The 14,804-nt window shown below is 44.2% G+C and carries 14 protein-coding genes; all 14 read right to left on the bottom strand.

Features of this window, described 5'->3' with window-relative positions; genetic code table 11:
• Positions 1-126: 126 nt before the first annotated feature.
• Positions 127-1,413 carry an urea ABC transporter substrate-binding protein gene (urtA, locus tag OCU50_RS02905; protein ID WP_060468404.1) on the bottom strand — a complete coding sequence of 429 codons (1,287 nt, stop codon included), beginning with the start codon at positions 1,411-1,413 and terminating at the stop codon, positions 127-129.
• A 296-nt stretch (positions 1,414-1,709) separates the two neighbouring features.
• On the bottom strand, positions 1,710-1,937 hold the full coding sequence (locus OCU50_RS02900) for a zinc ribbon domain-containing protein (protein WP_060468405.1): 228 nt from the start codon (positions 1,935-1,937) through the stop codon (positions 1,710-1,712).
• Between the two features lie 402 nt (positions 1,938-2,339).
• On the bottom strand, positions 2,340-3,242 hold the full coding sequence (locus OCU50_RS02895; protein ID WP_060468406.1) for a hypothetical protein: 903 nt from the start codon (positions 3,240-3,242) through the stop codon (positions 2,340-2,342).
• Between the two features lie 132 nt (positions 3,243-3,374).
• Positions 3,375-4,862 carry a ribosome biogenesis GTPase Der gene (der, locus tag OCU50_RS02890; RefSeq protein WP_060468407.1) on the bottom strand — a complete coding sequence of 496 codons (1,488 nt, stop codon included), beginning with the start codon at positions 4,860-4,862 and terminating at the stop codon, positions 3,375-3,377.
• Positions 4,863-5,020: 158 nt separating this feature from the next.
• A complete protein-coding gene (gene bamB / locus OCU50_RS02885; RefSeq protein ID WP_060468408.1) occupies positions 5,021-6,181 on the bottom strand; it encodes an outer membrane protein assembly factor BamB in 1,161 nt (386 codons plus the stop codon).
• 10 nt (positions 6,182-6,191) lie between these two features.
• On the bottom strand, positions 6,192-6,806 hold the full coding sequence (locus tag OCU50_RS02880) for a YfgM family protein (RefSeq protein WP_060468409.1): 615 nt from the start codon (positions 6,804-6,806) through the stop codon (positions 6,192-6,194).
• A gap of 76 nt (positions 6,807-6,882) precedes the next feature.
• Positions 6,883-8,151 (bottom strand): histidine--tRNA ligase, encoded by a 1,269-nt coding sequence (hisS, locus tag OCU50_RS02875; protein ID WP_060468410.1) that lies wholly within the window; start codon positions 8,149-8,151, stop codon positions 6,883-6,885.
• Positions 8,152-8,221: 70 nt separating this feature from the next.
• Complete coding sequence (gene ispG, locus OCU50_RS02870) at positions 8,222-9,343, bottom strand: flavodoxin-dependent (E)-4-hydroxy-3-methylbut-2-enyl-diphosphate synthase (protein WP_060468411.1); 1,122 nt, start codon at positions 9,341-9,343, stop codon at positions 8,222-8,224.
• A 7-nt stretch (positions 9,344-9,350) separates the two neighbouring features.
• Positions 9,351-10,241 (bottom strand): RodZ domain-containing protein, encoded by an 891-nt coding sequence (locus tag OCU50_RS02865; protein WP_060468412.1) that lies wholly within the window; start codon positions 10,239-10,241, stop codon positions 9,351-9,353.
• Between the two features lie 436 nt (positions 10,242-10,677).
• Entirely contained in the window at positions 10,678-11,820 is a 1,143-nt protein-coding gene (rlmN, locus tag OCU50_RS02860; protein ID WP_017056191.1) for a dual-specificity RNA methyltransferase RlmN, read from the bottom strand.
• 291 nt (positions 11,821-12,111) lie between these two features.
• A complete protein-coding gene (gene ndk / locus OCU50_RS02855; RefSeq protein WP_060468413.1) occupies positions 12,112-12,546 on the bottom strand; it encodes a nucleoside-diphosphate kinase in 435 nt (144 codons plus the stop codon).
• A 101-nt stretch (positions 12,547-12,647) separates the two neighbouring features.
• Positions 12,648-13,943, bottom strand: coding sequence for an aminopeptidase PepB (gene pepB, locus OCU50_RS02850; protein ID WP_060468414.1), 1,296 nt, complete (start codon positions 13,941-13,943; stop codon positions 12,648-12,650).
• A 203-nt stretch (positions 13,944-14,146) separates the two neighbouring features.
• A complete protein-coding gene (iscX, locus tag OCU50_RS02845) occupies positions 14,147-14,347 on the bottom strand; it encodes a Fe-S cluster assembly protein IscX (RefSeq protein ID WP_004740335.1) in 201 nt (66 codons plus the stop codon).
• 117 nt (positions 14,348-14,464) lie between these two features.
• Complete coding sequence (gene fdx / locus OCU50_RS02840; RefSeq protein ID WP_060468415.1) at positions 14,465-14,803, bottom strand: ISC system 2Fe-2S type ferredoxin; 339 nt, start codon at positions 14,801-14,803, stop codon at positions 14,465-14,467.
• Position 14,804: the final 1 nt, after the last annotated feature.

Raw genomic sequence — 14,804 nt, 5'->3', positions numbered from 1 at the left:
TATTTTTGCTCAGTGGACATGTGGAGAATTATTGTTAGTTGAAACGATGAGCCTTCCGCTTGCTTCACCTCTTAAACAGAGGCGCTCTTCCCAAACAAGAAGGCTCAATATTCCTAAATTAACGCTCTAGTTACCGCCAGAACACTTCTTGGTTTCGACGTTAAACGCACCACATGAGAATGGCTTCGACCAACTAGAGAACAGCTTCGCTGATTCAGGTAAGTAGCTCGACCAAGCATCGCCCGCAACAAGACCAGTGGTTTCCCAAACGATATCGAATTGACCATCGTCTTGGATCTCACCGATCAGGACGGGTTTCGTGATGTGGTGGTTTGGCAGCATGGTTGAGTAGCCGCCAGAAAGGTTAGGAACCGACACGCCAATTAAGGCATCTTGTACAGATTCAGGATCGGTTGTGCCCGCGTTGGTTACCGCTTGCGTCCACATGTTGAAGCCAACATAGTGCGCTTCCATTGGATCGTTGGTGACACGCTTTTCACTCTTGATGAATGACTGCCACGTTTCAACGAACTCTTCATTGGCTTCGGTATCAACACTCATGAAGTAGTTCCAAGCCGCTAGGTGACCAACCAGTGGTTCAGTGTCCATGCCTGACAGCTCTTCTTCACCAACAGAGAATGCAATTACCGGGATGTCTTCAGATGAAATGCCTTGAGCGCCAAGCTCTTTATAGAAAGGAACGTTCGCATCGCCGTTCACAGTAGAAACCACAGCGGTTTTCTTGCCCGCTTCACCGAACTTTTTGATGTCTGAAACGATAGATTGCCAATCAGAGTGACCAAATGGCGTGTAGTTGATCATAATGTCTTCTTCTGCGACACCTTTATCTTTTAGGTAAGCCTCTAAGATCTTATTGGTGGTACGTGGATAAACGTAATCGGTGCCTGCTAGTACCCAACGTTCAACTTCAAGCTCTTCCATCAAGTAATCGACGGCTGGAATCGCCTGTTGGTTTGGCGCAGCGCCAGTGTAGAAAACATTTTTCGAAGACTCTTCACCTTCATACTGAACTGGGTAGAAAAGGATGCTGTTGAGCTCTTCAAATACTGGCAACATAGATTTACGCGATACCGATGTCCAACCACCGAAAACCACATCGACTTTCTCTTTTTCGATAAGCTCACGCGCTTTTTCAGCAAATAGCGGCCAGTTTGACGCGGGGTCAACGACTACAGGCTCTAGCTTCTTGCCAAGCAAACCGCCTTTTTTGTTCTGCTCTTCAATAAGCATTAGCACGGTATCTTTTAGCGTGGTCTCACTGATCGCCATAGTGCCAGAGAGTGAGTGTAGAACACCGACCTTGATGGTCTCGTCAGCCGCAAGTACTGATGCAGAAGAAAATGAAAGTGTTGTACACAGTGCAGCTAGCGATAAATTGAACACCTTGTTCATGATTGTAACTCCATAATTGTATTTTTGTTATTCAATTACAGAGTTACAAGAAGAGTGCCAAACTTAAAAATTAACCGATAAGTTTATAAGTCATTGTATTAATGAAACTAAAAATTCATTCACACCAATAGCGTGCATAGCAATCATGTAACTATGTTTCATACTGGTGCAGCGACGATAAGAATGAACCAAGATGAAACATAACCGTACAATGGATACAAAAAAGGCCCAATACATAAGTATTAGGCCTCAATTAAATATTATGGATTACGATACTTAACCTTCTCGCTTTCAAGCTAATCCGCAGCTTGAAACTCGAACTTTACTCTCGACTTCGATTTAAGCTCGTTGCAATCGCCATTACAGAAATAGCTCGCAGCCCCACAAGCTTGAAGCTTCTCAAGTTGGCTGCTGCACTCTGGGCAAAGCCCCACTTTAGTAAAGTGAGCCTGACAACTTTCACAGTGGTACTTACCATCCCAGCCTAGCTCTGACTGGCACTTAGGGCAGATATTTTCACTCATTAGCACTTCCTAATTCACTACTATTTTTATAATCTACTACCGATGAAACTTATGTAGCTTTCGAAACAAGCTCTTTAACTCTCGATAAGCTTCTAAGACAGATTGTTGCGTCATTCGTTAGTGCTTTCAATTATATATTTTGGCGCAGATCGTTGTTGTGCAAGATCGTATTAGTTGCTATCAGCAGACTAAATGAGTACGACACAAAACCGAAGATCATAGGTTGATCTTTTGCTTTATCTGTTTTGATCAGCGATCTACCCTAAAAAGAATATTTATATCACCACACACCGAAAGCATAAGTTACATGTGCTGCATTTCAATTTTATATAGTCATTTATATTAAAATAAACACAATAAAACAAAACAAACAGCATAAGTGATTTCGATCTGTAATCTGAATCATCGAATTACATGCGTCAGCATTTCAATGTGCTGTTCATCCAGTTGCGTTAACTTAACGGATAACCTCTTGAGTTCTGACGTGCTCTCAATATGAGTTCCGCCACACGGAATAGAGACAAGTGTCTCTGCATCAAGTTGCCATTCCCAGTAACGAGAATCTGTTAATGCCTCGCCTTCCAATCTCATTGCTACTGGAGTTGACTCAGCAAGCCAGCCAGAAATCATCTGATTGATATCAGCTTCAATACTCTCAAGGTTTGCTAGCATGTCTGCAACGTTCAAGCCGCGTTTCTTCAGAGTTTTACCCAAGCGATACTTGTCGGTACACAACTCTTGAGTCACAAAGCTGGTCACTTGCGCGTAACTATTAAAGTCATAGCTGCCGAGCGGATCTTTTCTGTCGGCATCTTTGCGCCAGTAACTCTCTGCTAATACTTTATTCAACGCTAAGGAAGCAATGTGACCTGCGCTGTGACCTCGGCTAAGGCTGGCTTGGTACTCTTTATCAACCGACAACACGATTTCGTCGTGAATATTAATCATAGAAGCTGATGCCGATAACTGATGAACAACCACAAATGCCCAGCCTTCCGCATCACGCTTAACAGGAATATCTGCTGCGATAAAAAGTTTTCCAGTAGATTGTTCTATTGCTCCCACAAGGCAATCTTCAACTGGATATTGCACGTCGCCAACAGTGACAAAGCCTTGGTCTGCCGGGTGATCGGGCCAAATATGACTCACAGGGTGAAAAGGAGTCACATCAGTGATCAGATAAGTTTTATTCTCATCACTTTCAATATTCAACACCTTAGCCTTGAGCTGCCAAATCTGATGGCAAAATTGAGTGATGGTTGGTGTGATTACTTCAGCTTGTGTGATCAAGTTGCTAGTGGTCATATCGTTCTTCTTCTGGAATCTAGTCTGGTTCGTTAATCCATAGCGATAAAGAGGAACTTATTATGGATTAACGTAAATTTTGCTTAAAAAAATACCCGAGACAGGCTCGGGTATCAAATCTATTGGAAAGAGCTACTTACGGCCTTTCATCATGCTCATCATACGCTTACGCTTACGTTTACGTTCTTGAGAGATTGTTAGCTTGTTAGTCTTAGCTTCAAATGGGTTCTCGCTGTTCTGGAATTGAATGCGAATTGGTGTACCCATAATCTCTAGTGAACGACGGTAGTAGTTCATCAGGAATCGCTTGTATGAATCTGGCAAGTTACGTACTTGGTTACCGTGGATAACGATAATCGGTGGGTTATAGCCACCAGCGTGCGCGTATTTTAGTTTAACACGACGGCCACGAACCATAGGCGGTTGGTGATCATCAGTTGCCATCTTCATGATACGAGTTAGAACAGAAGTACCAACACGAGTCGTCGCTGACTTGTAAGCTTCTTGAACAGACTCAAACAAGTGACCCACACCTGTACCGTGAAGTGCAGAGATAAAGTGAATACGTGCAAAATCGACGAAACCTAAACGACGGTCTAGCTCTTTCTTAACGCGATCTTTAACGTCGCTATCTAGGCCATCCCATTTGTTTACTGCAATCACGATTGAACGACCCGCGTTCAACGCAAAGCCTAACAAGCTTAGATCTTGATCAGAGATGTTTTCACGGGCATCAATAAGCAGCAATACAACGTTAGCATCTTCAATCGCTTTCAATGTTTTTACTACAGAGAACTTTTCTACGGTTTCATTGATGTTTTTACGACGACGAACACCCGCAGTATCAATTAGAACGTATTCACGCTCATCACGCTGCATTGGGATATAAATAGAATCGCGAGTTGTACCTGGCATATCGTAAACAACCACACGCTCTTCACCAAGAATACGGTTAGTGAGTGTTGATTTGCCTACGTTAGGACGACCAATGATCGCTAACTTAATCGGTTGATCTTGAAGACGCTGGAATTCTTCTTCAGCCTCTTCTTCAGTGAAATCAACTTGCTCTTCTTCTTCGTCTTCAAACTCAGTTAAATCGCTAACTTCGCCATTCTCAGCTTTTAAAGCTTCGGCGAACGGATTAAGAGCCAGATCAATCAGCGCTGTTACACCACGACCGTGTGCCGCGGCGATTTGATACATGTCTTCTACACCTAGCTGCCAGAAGTCAGCACTTGCAGCATCAGGGTCAATACCATCAACCTTGTTAACTACTAGCATTGAAGGCTTCTCTAGCTGACGAAGGTGCTTAGCAATTGCCACATCTGAAGGTGTTAGGCCCGCACGGCCATCTACCATAAATAGGACAACATCAGCCTCGTCAATCGCTGCTAGCGACTGTTCAGCCATTTTAGTTTCAACACCATCTTCAGTACCATCGATACCACCAGTGTCGATAACAATAAACTCATGCTCACTAAAATGAGCATGGCCATATTTACGGTCACGCGTTAAGCCAGGAAAATCCGCAACCAATGCATCACGAGTTCGAGTCAATCGGTTAAATAACGTAGATTTACCTACGTTCGGACGCCCTACTAGAGCAACAACAGGTACCATAACAACCTCTACAATTTCTTCTCTAAATGTAGTTATAGGTAAACTCTTGTTCGCAAGTTTAAACTCTTACCTATAACCACATGGTTTATTAATTTATAACAACAAAACGGCTCCTAGCTGTTACCAACCAGGAGCCGATTGTGAATTATATCACGCTTTTATTTGCTAATCGTTAGTTTCTTTACATCGCCATTGCGAGTCGTCACTAAGTAGCCTTCAGGCATTTCAATGGGTGCAACCGCAAAGCCGCTATCATCGACTAGCTGTTGAGCAACAAACTCACCAGATGAACGATCTAACCAGTGTAGGTAACCTTCCGTATCACCGACAACTACATAACCGTTAATAATAGCAGGGGCCGTTAGTAGACGGTTTTCTAACAATGGAGTGCTCCAAAGTTCAGTACCACTACGAGCATCAACCGCAACCACATGATCTTTGTCTGTGACCACAAACAAACGACTGCCATCACTCGCTAAATCTATCGCTGACGAGTAGTTACGCTTCCAAACTGGCTTGCCAGAGCGAAGATCGATAGCGATTAACTGACCATTGATACCCACGGTATACAGGGTGCCACCAAGAACAACCGGAGATGCATCAACATCGACTAAGCGATCGATTTCCGTTGCGCCTTTTGGCGTGCCGACTGGCTGTTGCCAAATAAGCTGGCCACGGTCCACGATAGCAGCTGCTAGACGACCATTTGCTGTACCCCAGAATACACCACCAGAAACCGCAACTGGTGTACTATCACCACGTAGTGTTAGGCTTGGAACTTCAGTACTGATGGCCCACTTTTGCTCACCGTTGTCTTGATCTAACGCGATCAACATGCCACGGCTGGTATGAACAATAACCATGTTACTATCAGTTACTGGGGATGCAAGCACCTCACCATTCACTGATACACGCCACAGCTGTTCACCAGTTGATTCTTCCAGTGCGATCACTTCGCCATTTTCAGAGCCTAAGAACACTTTGCCGTAAGCTGCTGTTAGGCCACCAGATAAGCGTGCGATCACTTCTTTTTCAAGATCGTTTTCCCACAACTTTTTACCCGTTTCAGGGTCTAGCGCTTTAACAATACCGTCACGGCTCGCGACAAACACTTTGTCGTAAGCAAGCTCTGGCGTTAATTTGGAAAAGTAGTGACCAACACCATCACCAACCGACGTAGACCACTCTTGTTTGGGAGTGAACTCACTGTTTACTGTTGGTACTGGCGCCATGATTACGGTGTCTTCTTCACCTGCACAGCCAGCTAGTAGGCCAAGAGCAATCGCACATAACGCCGCTTTTGGAAACATCTTCTTCATTCAAAGCGCCTTATTTAGCTAGGTCGTCAAGTTTGATTTGAAGCGTTTGGCTCGCATCAACAGCTTGCTGTGCTTCTGTATAGGCACTGTATGCTGCGTCAGTGTCGCCTTTACGAAGTGAGATATCACCACGCAGTTCCGCAACACGGCCTTTCCAAGATTCATCAGTCATTGCAGCAAGGTCAGTCAATGCTGCGTCAAATTCACCTTGCTCAGCTTTAATACGTGCAACACGGTAAGTAAGCAGAGGCTCAAGTGCCACATCTTTCGTTGCCGATTTTGCCCATTCAAGTTGTTCAAGTGCCGCCGTTAGCTCACCCGCTTGTACTTGTGCTTTTGCAAGTTGCATTGCAGCAAGTACTGAGTACTCAGCGTCTTTGTTTGCATCGATGAAAGCTTGAATGTCAGATTGAGCCGCAACGCCTTTAGCATCAAGCGCTGAAATTACAGAAGTGTAGCTTTCCGAAGCAGCTTCACGTGCTTCGACGACTGAATCTTGATAATAGCGCCAACCAAATAGACCACCTAAACCAATAACTGCACCAAAGATTACGGCTTTACCGTTCTCTTTCCACCAATCTTTAATGGCTTCAACTTGTTGCTCTTCGCTATCGTAAAGTTCCACTTCCTGTCCTCTTTAATTCTTTAAACGCCAGCATAGTGCTGACGTTAGTATTCATTATGAGCGTTTGCTCAATGGTTTAGATTAGAGCAGCCACTTTATCTGCGACTTCCGTTTGAGACACGGTTTCTTGCTCGCCGCCAACCAAATCTTTTAGCACTACTGTATTGTCAGCAACTTCGTTCTCACCAAGTACAAGCGCTACAACAGCACCTACTTTGTCAGCACGTTTGAATTGCTTCTTGAAGTTACCACCACCGAAGTGGTTCATTACACGCACGCCTTCAACGGTGTCGCGTAATTGATTCGCTAACTTCATGCCCGCGATCATTGTACCTTCACCAGCAGCAACCATATATACGTCAACGCTACGGCGAACTTCTGTTAGTTCTAGTGTTTCCATCATCAGAACCAGACGCTCTAGACCCATTGCAAAACCAACCGCATTAGTTGCTTTGCCGCCTAGTTGCTCAACAAGACCATCGTAACGGCCACCGCCACACACTGTACCTTGTGCACCAAGGCTGTCGGTGATCCACTCAAATACGGTACGGTTGTAGTAATCTAAACCACGTACTAGACGTTCATTAACTTGGTATTCGATACCAACAGCGTCAAGAAGTTCACACAAACCAGCAAAATGTTGCTTCGATTCTTCACCTAAATATTCAGATAGTCGAGGTGCGTCACCTAAGATAGCTTGAACATCAGGGTTTTTAGTATCAAGTACACGTAAAGGGTTGGTGTGCATGCGACGTTTACAGTCTTCATCTAGCACATCAATGTGTTGCTCTAGGAAGGCCACTAACGCAGTGCGGTAGCTTACACGATCTTCTTGAGAACCAATTGAGTTCAGCTCTAATCGAACATGCTTATCGATGCCTAGTTCACGCCATAGACGCGCTGTCATCATAATCAGTTCTGCGTCTACATCTGGACCGTCTAGCCCAAACACCTCAACACCACATTGGTGGAATTGACGGTAACGGCCTTTTTGAGGGCGCTCGTGACGAAACATAGGCCCCATGTACCATAGGCGCTGTTCATCACGATTGATAAGGCTGTTTTGAATACATGAACGTACACAACCAGCAGTGCCTTCTGGACGCAGCGTTAGGCTATCGCCATTACGGTCATCAAAGGTGTACATTTCTTTAGAAACAACATCAGTCTCTTCACCAACCGCACGGCTAAATAGGGTCGTTTCTTCCACGATAGGCATACGTACTTCGTTGTAACCGTATGCGCTCACCACGTTTTTAACTGCGTTTTCTACTTTCTGCCACAGTGGTGATTGAGTTGGAAGGCAGTCGTTCATGCCTCGAATTGCTTGAATATTTTTAGCCACAGTATTTATTCCGTAATTTCTCACGACCAGATGTTAGTGCGAATAGACAATCACACCCCATCGTGTTGTATTAATCTTCTAAATTTTCTACATCAATGCGATTTGCTTTATCAAGCACCGATGCTTTTGCGCGGATCTTCGCTTCAAGCTTGTCGACAAGGTCATCGTTGTCAAAACGCTCTTTCTGACGCTTACCGTCTTCATAGAAGGCACTCTTACGTGCACTACCCGCTAGACCTAAGTGAGACACTTCAGCTTCACCAGGGCCGTTAACCACACAACCGATGATTGACACATCCATTGGGGTAATAACGTCTTCTAAGCGCTCTTCAAGAGCATTAACGGTGTTAATAACATCGAACTCTTGACGAGAACAACTCGGGCACGCAATGAAGTTGATGCCACGCGAACGAATGCGCAAAGATTTAAGAATATCAAAGCCGACTTTGATCTCTTCAACAGGATCCGCCGCGAGTGAGATACGCAGCGTATCGCCGATACCTTCAGATAATAACATGCCTAAACCGACGGCTGACTTCACAGAACCAGCACGAGCACCGCCCGCTTCGGTAATACCAAGATGAAGTGGTTGGTCAATCTGCTTGGCAAGCAAACGATAAGAACCGACGGCTAAGAATACATCCGAGGCCTTAACGCTGACTTTAAACTGATCAAAGTTCAGACGGTCTAGGATATCTACATGACGCATCGCGGATTCAACAAGCGCTTCTGCTGTAGGCTCTGTGTATTTCTCTTGGATCTCTTTTTCAAGAGAGCCGCCGTTAACACCAATACGAATCGGAATATTCATATCGCGAGCGCAATCCACAACAGAGCGGATACGGCTTTCGTTACCGATATTACCAGGGTTGATACGCAGACAATCTACGCCATATTCTGCCACTTTAAGGGCAATACGATAATCAAAATGGATATCAGCAACCAAAGGAATAGAAACTTGCTGCTTGATTAGCTTAAACGCATCAGCGGCATCCATAGTTGGTACAGATACGCGAACGATATCAGCGCCCACTTTTTCCAAAGCTCGAATTTGAGCAACGGTCGCGGCTACATCGGTTGTTCTTGTGTTGGTCATGGATTGCACAGCAATTGGCGCACCATCACCGATCGGCACATCACCCACATAAATACGGGTTGATTTGCGACGAATAATAGGAGATTCGTGTTGCATATTAACTCTAAGGTAAGGTTATTCTAGCGACTTTGCCTGAAGTATACCCAGAAAGGTCGACAGGTTCACTTGCAAATGTCATCGATACGCCCTCAGGTGCACCTAGAATCACTTTGTATGGCGCCGTTCCTGAAAGATTGAGTGTCTGACCTGCTTTTTTGATACCGGTAGACAAAGTATTGCCTGCCGCATCTTTTACTTGAATCCAACAATCAGCAGAAAATTGCATAACGAGCTGATTAGCTACAGGTTCAGGAGTTACAACTTCTGGTTCAGCAACAGCAGAGTCAACCTCTGCAGCTGCTTGGGTTTCTTCAACTTGCGTGAGTGTATCTGAAGATTCAGCAGCACTAACCACGGTAAGAGCATCAACACTTTCGATAACGGCTAATGAATCTAACTCAGGAGTAAGCGGTTCTTCAGCCACCAACTCTTCTGGCCTCTCAGCATTGACCAGAGATTGAGATAAAGTGTCTTGTTGTTGATTCTGCCACCACCACAATGAAGAGATACCAGCAATAACAGCGAAGATACTCCAAGTCAGCAACATAATGCGACTGTTGTGCTTCTCGGTTTTTGTTTTACGAGAAAAGCTCAACATTTCTTGTTCTTGATGTTGAGCATCACCTGCATGGTGAAGTGCGCTCAGTACCACTTTTTCATCAAGATTGACGTATTTCGCGTATGAGCGAATGTAACCACGCATGAAAGTCGCCACTTGATCTGACTCAAATTGGTTTTCTTCGATTTGTTGTATCAAAGTAACGCGAAGCTTTAAGCGATCAGAGATCTGTTTTTGTGTAAGACCAAGAGACTCGCGTTTATTTTTGAGAAGCGTTCCCGCCTCCAAAGCTGGAGCAACGGTTTCTTGTGTTTTTGTATCGTGTTCTGTGTTCATAAAAAGTGAACTTCTAAAGATTATCGCAGGTTGATGAGAGCATTTTTATTATCGTTTAAGCTCAATCTAGCAACCCACTTTATGTGAAATTTTTCCTGTTACCTAAATCATCAACCCTTAAAAGCGAACATCACTCATATTGTTATGAATGATCCTCTCAGGAAGCTAGTTTATCAAGTAGCCAACCTAAATAGACATATTGATGATTAGTAGCAAGCGAGCACTTAAATTAATTTAAGGTTATTTAATCATAAGCTAATGCCATTGCAAGGCAAAAACACTTTAAACAAAATTTACCGTCAGCTCATGCTTTTGTCCAAAATTTGACGAAAAATGTAAGAAAGCACGGAGAAGAAGCTCAAAATGACAAAACTTCTTCCCTGAAAAGCAACAAGCCAGAAGTAATGCTTCTGGCTTGTTTAGGTTCAACTATCTTTTATACCGCTTTTACTTCAATCACACCGCCTGCAATCAAATTCGCTTCTGATGCGGCTTTGATCATTTTAGTGCGCTTGGTTCTATCAATCACATCACCCACTAACTGCCCACATGCGGCATCAATGTCATCACCACGAGTTTTACGAACAGTTACGGTATAATTGTATTCCATTAACGTTTTTTGGAAGCGGTCAATACGAGAATTGCTTGGCTTCTTATAAGGCGATCCCGGGTAAGGATTAAATGGAATTAAGTTAACCTTACACGGCGTGTCTTTCATTAACTCTGCAAGCTCACGAGCGTGGTCCATATCATCATTCACATGATCCAGTAAAACATACTCAACCGTTACTTTACCGCGGTTAGCATTTGAAGAAGCAATGTAACGACGAACAGACGCTAGGAAATCTTGAATATCCCAACGATCATTAATCGGCATGATCTGGCTACGTAGTGCATCGTTTGGCGCGTGTAGAGAGATAGCCAACGCAACATCAATGTTGTCTGTCATTTGGTCAAGGCCAGAAACAACACCAGAAGTTGATACCGTAACACGACGCTTAGACAGTGCGAAACCTAGGTCATCAAGCATGATTTCTAATGACGGCATTAGGTTCTTCATGTTTAGCAGCGGCTCACCCATCCCCATCATTACGACGTTAGTAATTGGGCGACGACCCGTTTCTTTCTCTAGGCCTATTTCACGAGATGCACGCCAGATTTGGCCAACGATCTCTGAAACTTTTAAGTTACGGTTAAAACCTTGTTGAGCAGTAGAGCAGAATTTACATTCGAGTGCACAACCAACTTGAGACGATACACATAACGTCGCACGGTCACCATCTGGGATGTATACGGTTTCAACATCTTGATCGCCAACGCTCATTGCCCATTTAATTGTGCCGTCTGAAGAGTGTTGAGCTTCTGAAACAACTGGTGCAACAATCTCACAACGACGCTCAAGTTTTTCACGTAACTTTTTGTTGATGTTGTTCATTTTTTCGAAGTCATCAACACCGAAATGATAAATCCACTTCATCACCTGCTCTGCTCGAAACGCTTTCTCATTCAGTTCTTCTGCGAAAAATTGACGAAGACCTTTACGATCAAAATCGAGTAGATTGACTTTAGCTGTGGTCATGATGCCTCTCAATGACGGAACAATAATTAAGGGCGCGAATTGTACAGGCTTTACGCAACTTCAACAAGCATTGTAAAACCCTGTGTTTATTAAGACATTCAAACTTAAGCGATTAAAACTTGAACAATTTTGTTTATTGGCCTGAGATTGCCTAATTTAAACAAAATATTCCCGACAGCACTCCTTCGTCGTTTCGGGAGTGACGACTAAATTGATTATCGAGAGCGTAAAATCTACTTACAAAAAAGGCCTCACCGAAGTGAAGCCTTTAAAACTTACTCGCAGTGCCGATTATTGAGCTGGGCGTGGGCAAATTTCAGATTCTGGGAAGAAGAATTCGATTTCGCGAGCTGCAGACTCGGGGCTGTCGCTGCCATGTACTGAGTTGTAACGCATGCTGATTGCGTAGTCAGCACGAATAGTACCGCAAGCCGCTTGTTCTGGGTTAGTTTTGCCCATAAGTTCACGGTAACGAGCGATCGCGTTTTCGCCTTCAAGCACTTGAACCATGATAGGACCAGAAGTCATGAACTCTTTAAGTGGTCCAAAGAACTCTTTACCTTCATGTTCTGCGTAGAAGCCACTCGCTTGCTCTTCAGTTAGACGAACCATTTTAGCAGCAATAATTTCTAGACCTGCTTTCTCGATACGGTGGTAGATTTCACCAACAAGGTTACGCTTAACTGCATCCGGCTTAACAATTGAGAACGTTCTTTCTAGAGCCATAGGGATTCCTTCACTTCATTTTTGTTATTAAATACTGAAAGTACTGAGATCATTCGATCTTAGTGTTATGAATAAGCGGCATTAAATACCGCGCACTCTTATTATTTTGCTTGGTCGATAAGAAGGCGAGCCAGAGTACGGACACCCATACCAGTCGCACCTGCCGACCATTTATCACTTGCTGACTTACGGTAAGTACCCGCGCAGTCCATATGAATCCAACCTTTTTTGTAATCATCAACAAAGTAAGAAAGGAACGCAGCCGCTGTACTTGCACCCGGAGAGTAATCCCCAGAGCTTATGTTTGAGAGATCAGCAAAGTTAGAAGGCAGCATACCACGGTGGAAGTCAGCAAGAGGCAGTGGCCAAAGACCCTCTTTTTCTTGATTTGCCGCCGTTAATGCTTGGTGAGACAGCTCATCGTCGAAGCTTAATAATGCGTGGTAGTCGTTACCTAGTGCATTTTTAGCCGCACCGGTTAACGTTGCGCAGTCGATGATCAGATCTGGGTTTTGTGCACTGGCGTACATCAAACCATCAGCAAGAACCAAGCGACCTTCCGCATCGGTATTCATGATCTCAACCGTCTTACCATTTTTGTAAGTAATGATGTCACCAAGCTTCAACGCACGGCCAGAGATCATGTTCTCTGCACAGCATAAGATAAGTTTAATGCGCTTGTTTAAGCCACGCTCAATCGCAAGGCCTAAGCCACCCGTAATGGTTGCCGCACCGCCCATGTCAGCCTTCATCGCTGTCATGAATTGACCTGGCTTAATGCTATAGCCGCCTGAATCGAAAGTGATGCCTTTACCGACTAGGCAAGCAAATACCGGTGCGTTTTCATCGCCGGTTGGGTTGAAGTCCAGTTGAAGCATCGCAGATGTGCGTTCAGAGCCGCGGCCTACCGCATAGATGCCTTCCCACCCTTCGGTAAGTAGGTCTTTGTCTTTAACGATTTTCGCTTTAACTGTGCCCGCAGGAGCCACTGATTTGATGTATTCGGCTGCCATCGTCGCTAATTGACGAGGCGCCACTTCTTCAGCGGTTTTATTGATAATGTCACGAGTCCAATCAGTAGAACGAATGCGAGCCTCTAGTTCAGCTTGGTCGGCTTCTGAAAGTGCATCCCACTCCAATGCATTCTTTTTCTTTGGTCCACGGTAGCCTTGATAAAAAGCCCAAACACTTTCGAGATCCCAACCTTCACCACGAAGTGATACGAATGCAATACCTTGTCCATCAAGTGTACGACCAGCACGTTGAACCGCGCCTAAATCGTGGCCCTCGCCAATATGAATTGTCGATCCCGCTTCAGAGAACGATAAAATAGCTCTTTCTCCCCACTGAGGCTGGGCAGCTTCTTGACTTAAAAATACAGACATCTGTGTAGACATGATTTCTCCTTGTCATGAACCACCTTGCTTGAGTGGCTCGGTTATTTTTTATTAGCGCACTGATGTTAGCATTATGTAGAAGTAAAATGTCATTTTGATAAAAAACGGACCATAAGGTCCGCTTTTTTAGTAAGAATTGTTAACTTGGCTGCGTTTTATATTGGACAGATCCCAACCCACGACCAAATCATCAGACAAGAGGCTTAGTCCATCTCATCCATCCAGCACAAAATAATCGCCTCTAAGATTTTCTCATTCGAGTGATTAGGCTCGTCATCAAACTCTTCAAGGTCTAGCACCCACTGATGCAAATCGGTAAAACGTACCGTTTTAGGATCAGTATCTGGGTACAAATCACATAGTTCAATTGCGATATCTCGCGAATCAATCCACTTCAAGCTCATAACACTTCCTTATATTTATCAGCGACGCTCTGTCACCTTTATGATCTATACTTTAGGTCAGTTTTGTTAAACCGTTATCTCAGTCATGGCGAAACCACCATAACTGTAGAGAAGTTCTTAGTGATCTTCAGACGCTAGGTTCAATGTGTACTTTGGAATCTCAACAACTAGGTCTGTATCAGCCATTTTAGCTTGGCAACCAAGGCGAGATTCCATTTCTAAGCCCCATGCTTTATCTAGCATGTCGTCTTCTAGGTCATCACTCTCTTCTAAAGAATCGAAGCCTTCGCGAATCACAACATGACATGTAGTGCAGGCGCATGACTTTTCACACGCGTGTTCAATACCAATACCGGCCTTCAATGCAACATCAAGAACCGTTTCGCCAGTTTTTGCTTCTAAAACAGCGCCCTCTGGACATAGATCTTCGTGAGGTAAAACAATAATCTTTGGCATG

The sequence above is a fragment of the Vibrio toranzoniae genome, from assembly GCF_024347655.1.
Taxonomy (GTDB): Bacteria; Pseudomonadota; Gammaproteobacteria; order Enterobacterales; family Vibrionaceae; genus Vibrio; species Vibrio toranzoniae.
Note: the sequence above shows the minus strand (reverse complement) of the source record. Positions and strands in the feature narration are given on the sequence as shown.

Bases quoted from the DNA above. Each gene is read 5' to 3' on its own strand.
- OCU50_RS02895 (WP_060468406.1), bottom strand. From the start codon at position 3,242: ATGACCACTAGCAACTTGATCACACAAGCTGAAGTAATCACACCAACC.
- ndk (WP_060468413.1), bottom strand. From the start codon at position 12,546: ATGGCTCTAGAAAGAACGTTCTCAATTGTTAAGCCGGATGCAGTTAAG.
- rlmN (WP_017056191.1), bottom strand. From the start codon at position 11,820: ATGACCACAGCTAAAGTCAATCTACTCGATTTTGATCGTAAAGGTCTT.
- iscX (WP_004740335.1), bottom strand. From the start codon at position 14,347: ATGAGCTTGAAGTGGATTGATTCGCGAGATATCGCAATTGAACTATGT.
- pepB (WP_060468414.1), bottom strand. From the start codon at position 13,943: ATGTCTACACAGATGTCTGTATTTTTAAGTCAAGAAGCTGCCCAGCCT.
- OCU50_RS02900 (WP_060468405.1), bottom strand. From the start codon at position 1,937: ATGAGTGAAAATATCTGCCCTAAGTGCCAGTCAGAGCTAGGCTGGGAT.
- ispG (WP_060468411.1), bottom strand. From the start codon at position 9,343: ATGCAACACGAATCTCCTATTATTCGTCGCAAATCAACCCGTATTTAT.
- der (WP_060468407.1), bottom strand. From the start codon at position 4,862: ATGGTACCTGTTGTTGCTCTAGTAGGGCGTCCGAACGTAGGTAAATCT.
- bamB (WP_060468408.1), bottom strand. From the start codon at position 6,181: ATGAAGAAGATGTTTCCAAAAGCGGCGTTATGTGCGATTGCTCTTGGC.
- urtA (WP_060468404.1), bottom strand. From the start codon at position 1,413: ATGAACAAGGTGTTCAATTTATCGCTAGCTGCACTGTGTACAACACTT.
- fdx (WP_060468415.1), bottom strand. From the start codon at position 14,803: ATGCCAAAGATTATTGTTTTACCTCACGAAGATCTATGTCCAGAGGGC.
- OCU50_RS02865 (WP_060468412.1), bottom strand. From the start codon at position 10,241: ATGAACACAGAACACGATACAAAAACACAAGAAACCGTTGCTCCAGCT.